The organism is Cypionkella sp. (genome assembly GCF_030652235.1).
GTDB lineage: Bacteria > Pseudomonadota > Alphaproteobacteria > Rhodobacterales > Rhodobacteraceae > Cypionkella.
Genome location: NZ_JAUSBA010000012.1, coordinates 1 through 4,183 on the forward strand (window position 1 = coordinate 1; position 4,183 = coordinate 4,183).

Genomic DNA, 4,183 nt, shown 5'->3' on the forward strand with positions numbered 1-4,183 from the left:
GCCGCATATCGCCCAGAAATCGCGCTATTCCGCCATTGACGGACGCACCACTCGACACGAGGGATATGCAGTGTCGATCAAGCACCGAAAACGGATCGAGGAAGCCTTCGGCTGGGCCAAGACCATCGGCGGCATGGCCCAAACGGTCTATCGCGGCATCGAAAAGGTGCGGTCGCGCTTCATCTTGACCATGGCGGCAAACAACCTTGCCCGACTGCCCAGGTTGCTGAGGGCATAACGCCGAAAATCGGCAACACACACGACGGCCGTTCGCGCCGAAGGGCCGGACAACAGGCTCACCAATCCAGCCGAAGGAAAACCGTTCCAGTTCCCAGACTATTTCAGCGGCCGGCTAGGGGCTATTCAGACGCGGGAGAGAAGGGAGTGGACGCTAGCCATGTGGCCAATCCCCGCCCCCCCCCCGGTTTGTCATCTGTCGGCGGCACTCGCTCGGCTGCGCCACCAGACTGTTGCCTATGGTCATCACGCGATCAATCCAAGCTGGACAAGAATCTCGAGAGCGTTGTTGCGCGCCGCTTTGTCGTTGCTGTTGAGCAATGTCTCTTTGCAGGCGCTAACCACAAGTTGGCGCATCGTGGGATCGTCAGGCCACGCCTCGTGCCACTGATCAGCACGCGGGTCCTGGTCTCGGCATGGCCGCGATAGCCGCGGTCGACGACGGCCAGATCGGGGCGCTGGTCGGTCAGGATTTCCACCTGTTCCAGGGCTTGCCTGCAGGGTGTGGCCATCGCGGGGGTTGCCCGGAAAGCTGCGCATGCCGACCACGAAGCCCTCGTCCAGCGTCGTGGCGATGCTGACCTTGCAGCCGAATTCATAGCGCACCCGGGCCTTGCCCTTGGAGATGCAATCCTCCTCGGGTTCGTGCAGGGCGTAGATCTTGTTCGCCCCCCTGGGTGCCTGATGCAGCAGTTGCGACACCAAGGCGAGCTTTCCGAGGATGCGATCCCGCAGGCTGCCTTCGGGAATATCCAGCAGATGGCGGCGCAGATCGCGCATGACCCTGCCGGTGTCGCCCTTCAGCTTTTTCAATGCCTTGCGCATGCGCTTGAACTGCTTGGCATGGGCGTAGCGGCCAACCTGCAGCGCCAGTCGGGGCGCGAGGCGGGCATAGGATTGCCGCAATTCCACCCCGGCCTGCAGCGCCAGCGCCACCAGCTGATCCCGCGCCCGCTCCTAGAGGCGGGAATCTGTCGGATCGGCGATGTTCTTTTCCATCCCTGTCGTATGCACCGCCACGCGCTTGACACTGTTCTCCCAAGTTCGGCAGCAAATTGAGATTTCGAGCTGGATGCGTTGGGGCTGGCCTCGACATTTCAATGGGTTAGGTTTCGTTCGAAAGTAGTTTTGCGAATATCCTGTTGTGGCACGTCATGGGTATTTTTACTATTGATTGATCACTTTTCATGGTGATATCTTTGTGGCATGTACGTCAAGATCACATCATCTGGCGGTCGCCGCTACCTGCAACTGGTCGAGGGCTATCGCACCGAGGACGGTAAGGTCCGCCAGCGCACGATTGGAACCGTCGGGCGCATCGAGGACCTGCAAGGCGGAGCGCTGGATGCCCTGATCAATGGCTTGAACAGGGCGGTCGGACGCGCTGACGTCCAGACGGGTGCCGTCGAGGCCGATACCGCACTCTCCTATGGCGACGTTTTCGCGCTCCACGAGATATGGAAGGACCTCGGCTTTGATCGCGCTCTGCGCAGATCACTGCGCTCTGGCAAGCGGCAGATCGATGTCGAAGCCCTCGTGCGGGCCATGGCTTTCAACCGACTTTGCGCCCCTGACAGCAAGTTGGGCGTATTGCGCTGGCTGGACACGGTCGCGATGCCAGCAATGCCCGAGAAGGTCGAACACCACCATCTCCTGCGCGCCATGGATGCGCTTATGGACCATGTCGACCGGGTGGAAGGCGAACTTGCCAAGCAGATCCGACCTTTGGTGGATAGAAACCTCACCGTCGTCTTCTACGATCTGACGACAGTGCGCATCCATGGCGAAGGCGAGGTTGAGGAGGACCTGCGCGCTTACGGAATGAACAAGGAGACCGGCGGCATCGCCCGCCAGTTCGTCATGGGCGTGGTGCAGACCGCCGAGGGTCTGCCCCTCATGCATACCGTCCATCCGGGCAATGTCGCGGAGACGAAGACCTTGCAGGCGATGCTCGCGACCGTGCTCCAACGCTTCCCCATCGAGCGCGTCATTCTGGTTGCCGATCGTGGGCTTCTCAGCCTCGACAATATCGGCGCCCTGACGGAACTTGCCAAGGAGGGCGGACGCACGCTGGAATTCATCCTTGCCGTGCCTGCGCGGCGCTATGGCGAACTGGTCGAGACTTTCCGAGGCCTCACCTTCGACGCGGAAGGCCTTGCCGAGGCCTGCTTTGCCGGCCATCGCCTGATCGTCGCCCATGACCCTCTGCGCGCCGCCGAGCAGGGTGATGCCCGCCGCGCATGCATCGCCGAACTCGAGGCCATGGCCGAGAAGATGGTCGGCAGACTGGACGCCCAGGACGCAGGGGCTACACCCCAAGGCCGCCGCGCCTCTAACCGCGGGGCCTATAGCCGCTTCATCCGTGCTGTTGCCGAGGCCGAGATGACGCGCTTCCTCAAAGCCGACCTCACCGCCGATCGCTTCTCCTGGTCGGTGGATGAAGACGCCGTGGCCAAAGCGCAGATATTCGACGGCACGCTCGCGCTGATCACCAACACCACGGACATCAGTCCCGCTGCGGCCGTCGCGCGCTACAAGGGGCTCGCCGATATCGAGCGAGGATTTCGAGTCCTCAAATCCGACATCGAGATCGCCCCGGTTCACCATCGTCTGCCGGACCGCATCCGCGCCCATGCGCTCATCTGCTTCCTGGCCCTGACCCTCTACCGCGTGATGCGCATGCGCCTCAAAGCCAAAGGGCACAGTGCAAGCCCAAAGACTGCCTTGGAGATCCTCGCCAAGGTCCAACGGTTCACCGCCTATATCGGCGAGAAGCCATTTACCGGAACAACTCGAACCAAGCCGGAGCAACTGTCCCTCTTCGAAGCCCTGGACGTCTCAAAGCCTGCCTAAACCACCTGACGTTGTGGCAATTCTGGAAATCGCTACAAATAAATTCAATTACTTAGACGATTTTCTGTCGAACTTGGGTGTTCTGATCGATGGCACCGGATTTCTGCCCGGCCCGGCCCGGCCCGGCCCGGATCGTCTGGGTCAGCATCCACTCCGCGTTCGGCGCGGCGCTCGGACCGATGGCGCACCACGCCTCACCCTCGCCGATCCGACCGTGCCAACGGGTCAGCGAGGCAGGATCGATAGCGGGGCGATGCTGGAAAAGGTCTCGTCGGTGAAGTGCTGGTAATAGCGGGTCTCGACCCAGCGAGCGACCACCGCCTCGTCCGACAGCCGGTAAGCGTGCTGCAGATAGAGCAACCCGGCCACCAGCCGTGGCTCTGTCGCGGGCCGCCCCTTGCCGGACGGGAAGAACCCCGCCCCTTCGCGCTCGAACACCTCCCAGTCGATCAGCGCCGCCAGCTTCACCAACTCATGCCGCAGGTCGACCAAAAGCGGACGCAGCAGATCATCCTGTTCCGGAAGGCGTGGGCGATGCTTCATGGCAGAACCGAAATTGCAGGGTTTCAGCCAAAATTATACAAACCCTGCAGGCCATGGCGAGAAAAACTACAATGTTTCAACGTAAAATCAATGGTGTGGGGGGTGTTCAGCGTGAACTCGATATATGTGCTTTTAATGCCTGATGGGCGCACCATTTTCCAACTTTACCAGACCGGGGCCTTGCGATGAATATTGCCGAAGAAATCCGACGGATATTGCGCGCGGCGCGGTATTCTTTAGACGGCTGGCGGCATGGCTGGCGCGAGGAAAAAAGTCTGCGGCAATGGGTGGGGGTTAATCTGGCAGCTTGGGTGGCGCTGGTGATCTTGCGCCCGCCACTCTCGGCCTGTGCCCTGATCGTAGCGCAAGGACTGCTCTTGTTGGCGCTGGAGCTGGTGAATTCGGCGATTGATACCAACGGCCCTAGATATTGACCGTTGCCCAGTCTCTGGACATGATCGAGGTTATCGCTGCCGGTTCGTTCGCGAAGAAGTACCAGGCTGCGGCGCATTGGTCGAGGATTTTATCGTAGCTGTCGAAGACGGTGTTG

General features: G+C 60.9%; 3 protein-coding genes and 2 pseudogenes. 3 read left to right on the plus strand and 2 right to left on the minus strand.

Annotated features, from left to right (window positions below; all coding sequences use genetic code 11):
• On the plus strand, window positions 1–238 hold a 238-nt coding region (locus Q7V03_RS03005), incomplete at its 5' end, for a transposase (protein ID WP_304924126.1).
• Window positions 239–602: 364 nt separating this feature from the next.
• Here Q7V03_RS03005 and Q7V03_RS03010 read toward each other — a convergent pair.
• A pseudogene (locus tag Q7V03_RS03010) lies at window positions 603–1,257 on the minus strand (transposase); the annotation flags it as partial.
• Window positions 1,258–1,443: 186 nt separating this feature from the next.
• On the opposite strand from Q7V03_RS03010, the gene Q7V03_RS03015 reads away from it, so the two are divergent.
• Window positions 1,444–3,090, plus strand: coding sequence for an IS1634 family transposase (locus Q7V03_RS03015; protein ID WP_304924127.1), 1,647 nt, complete (start codon window positions 1,444–1,446; stop codon window positions 3,088–3,090).
• Window positions 3,091–3,157: 67 nt separating this feature from the next.
• On the opposite strand, the pseudogene Q7V03_RS03020 reads toward Q7V03_RS03015, so the two are convergent.
• Window positions 3,158–3,633, minus strand: a pseudogene (locus tag Q7V03_RS03020) (transposase); the annotation flags it as partial.
• A gap of 185 nt (window positions 3,634–3,818) precedes the next feature.
• Here Q7V03_RS03020 and Q7V03_RS03025 point away from each other — a divergent pair.
• Window positions 3,819–4,067, plus strand: coding sequence for a diacylglycerol kinase (locus Q7V03_RS03025; protein WP_304924128.1), 249 nt, complete (start codon window positions 3,819–3,821; stop codon window positions 4,065–4,067).
• Window positions 4,068–4,183 lie beyond the last annotated feature (116 nt).